The following is a 2,368-nucleotide window of genomic DNA, read 5'->3' on the forward strand; positions in this document are numbered from 1 at the left end:
GCCGTGGTGCCGGACAACCCCGAGTTGCGGCCAACTGATGAAATCAGCGTCACCTGGACTGGCGCTGACGGCACGCCGGCCGGCGGGTCGCACACCTCAGTGCCGCGTGCGGTAAGCGCAGGGCTTGAGTTTGCGATCCCGAACAGCGTGGTGGCGTTCAACCTGGGCAAGCAGGTCAAAGTCTCCTACGTCGTCATCATTGATGGTCATCCAACACCGTCCCGGGTATTTGACCTGACGGTGCAAGCGATGCCGCAGAGCGCGCTGGCCAGCCCCACCATCGAGCAGGCCGACAACGACGGCGCCGGCCCGGAACTGTACACCGGCGACCTGAGCCAAGCTTCCGTACGCATGGGCGACTGGCCGCTGATCGCCCTCGACCAATACGTCTGGTTGCGCCTGTACGGGACCAATGCCGACGGCAGCGCCTACGCGCGCGAGATCTGGAGCGCGCCGACGGCCTTCACCAACGACGACTGGATCGCTGACGGGTTCTTCACTTTTCCACTTCCAGCCGATGAGCTCAAAGCTCTGCAGGATGGCAGCGGCCTGGCACTGGCGTTTAAAGCGGCGCTTGGTCAGAGCACGGTGGAGAGTGAGGCGGTGGAGTTTCCGGTGCGTACTTATACGGTCAGGGCGTTGGAGGATGTGCAACCAGAAATTACTCGGGCCGAAGACTCCAAAGGGGTGGAGATTCTTCAGGACAGTACGACCATCGATCCTAAGGTCAAGCTTTCAGGGGCCGCGGCCAAAGGCCAGAAAATCCAGATCAAAGATGGCACAACCGTCAAGGGAGACGCTGACGTCGATCCGACGACAGGCCTGTGGGAACGGACCGTGACCGGCTTGAGCGTGGGCGATCACCGATTCACCGCCACCGCGCTGTATGGCAGTGGACAGGTATCGGCTGAGCGACGACTGACAGTCATAATTCGAGTTGCTCCTGTAATCACCCGTGTAGAAGATCAGAACGGCAACTTCATCCCCAGAGAGTCAACTACCACCATGAGGACATTGATCGTGAAAGGTACTGCTACACCGAACCTAACGGTCGCGGTCGGCTACGGTTATGCTCCCTCCGGCGCCATTATTGAAACGGCGAACGCTCCGGTGGATGCTAAAGGTGAGTGGACAGCCACTTTTTCTTCTCTGAGTACTGGATATTGGTGGGTAACTGCGTATTACGGAGGATGGGGTCCACTTTGGTATGTTCACATTCGGTAAAGCTGCCATAACGGACTTGCTCATCCGGCGAACGGTCTGAATCCGAACAAAAAGAGCGGACAGATTGATTTATCGATTATCTCCCTATCGATTTATTGATCCGTCCGCTTTTATTTCAACTTCAGAAAATTCGAGGGCAGTTAATATTTAGCCGATATCTGCACTTAAGCATTCTGAAGCCGTAGACCCCCACGAGAAGGCCTGCCTGCACCCGCGCAATCGCCATCAGTGTCTTTACGACTTCCGGGCGCGAGTCAAGTCGTTCTACGGCATTGCTCATTGGGACATCCCGTTTCGATTATCCCTTCGACCCAACATTATCCAGCGCCTGATTCACCGCCAACTCCCCCAGCATCACCACTTGGGCAATGCCCAGCGCGGTATTGCGGCTCGGCCCCTCCAGTGTGCCGGCGAAGTCACCGAGCATGACCGTGGCCGAGGCCAGGGATTCGCAGGCGTTGGCCAGCAGGGATTCGGTGTCGGTTTGCGGGTTGACCAGGAACATGCTGCTGGGGGTATAAGGCGTCGCCATGATGTGCGCGGGCGCGAGGTAGTGATCGAGGGCGCGTTCGGCGGCTTCGTGGAGTTTTCTGGAGTTGAGGGTTTCGTAGGGTGATACCGGGTCTGTGGCCGGTGGATTGGGTGGGGTTTCGGACATCAGCGGGAACTCCGATCGAGGCACTTTGAAGGGATTACTCACTGTAGGAGCTGCCGCAGGCTGCGGCCTTTTGTAAAAGCAAGATCAAAAGATCGCAGCCTTCGGCAGCTCCTACACGGGGAACCGGGTAATCAGTGTGGGACGCGACGGCCGTCCAGTACTCGGTTGACCATCAGTTCACTGAGCATGATCACCTGATGCAGCATCAGCATGGCCCGGCGCTGTGGGTTCTTGACGGTGTCGCCGATGTCGCGGGCCATATCGCTGGCGGCGGCTAAGGATTCGCAGGCCTCGACCAGCAATGTTTCTTCGTCCACGGTGGGGTCGATGAGGAAGATTCTGCTTGATTTGCCTGACGGTACTGAAGGGATCGAGATCTTCAGTGCGCCGGGGTTGAGGTAGAAGTTGATGGCGCGGTCGGTTGCCGCTTTTATCTTCTGCGGGTCGAGGGCCGGGTCGTACGGGATCGGGTCGACGTCTGGGGGA

Annotated in this window: 2 protein-coding genes and 1 pseudogene; 1 reads left to right on the forward strand and 2 read right to left on the reverse strand. The window is 58.4% G+C overall.

What is annotated here, in order from left to right; all coding sequences use genetic code 11:
• Positions 1 to 1,224: pseudogene (locus tag M0814_RS28835) on the forward strand (hypothetical protein); the annotation flags it as partial.
• Positions 1,225 to 1,522: 298 nt separating this feature from the next.
• On the opposite strand, the gene M0814_RS28840 reads toward M0814_RS28835, so the two are convergent.
• Together M0814_RS28840 and M0814_RS28845 are read right to left on the reverse strand one after the other, a co-directional pair.
• Positions 1,523 to 1,882, reverse strand: coding sequence for a DUF6124 family protein (locus M0814_RS28840; protein ID WP_112997905.1), 360 nt, complete (start codon positions 1,880 to 1,882; stop codon positions 1,523 to 1,525).
• Between the two features lie 131 nt (positions 1,883 to 2,013).
• On the reverse strand, positions 2,014 to 2,368 hold a 355-nt coding region (locus tag M0814_RS28845; protein WP_247868569.1), incomplete at its 5' end, for a hypothetical protein.

The sequence above is a fragment of the Pseudomonas sp. MWU12-2020 genome (assembly GCF_023100605.1).
Classification (GTDB): Bacteria; Pseudomonadota; Gammaproteobacteria; order Pseudomonadales; family Pseudomonadaceae; genus Aquipseudomonas; species Aquipseudomonas fluorescens_H.

Bases quoted from the DNA above. Each gene is read 5' to 3' on its own strand.
- M0814_RS28840 (WP_112997905.1), bottom strand. From the start codon at position 1,882: ATGTCCGAAACCCCACCCAATCCACCGGCCACAGACCCGGTATCACCC.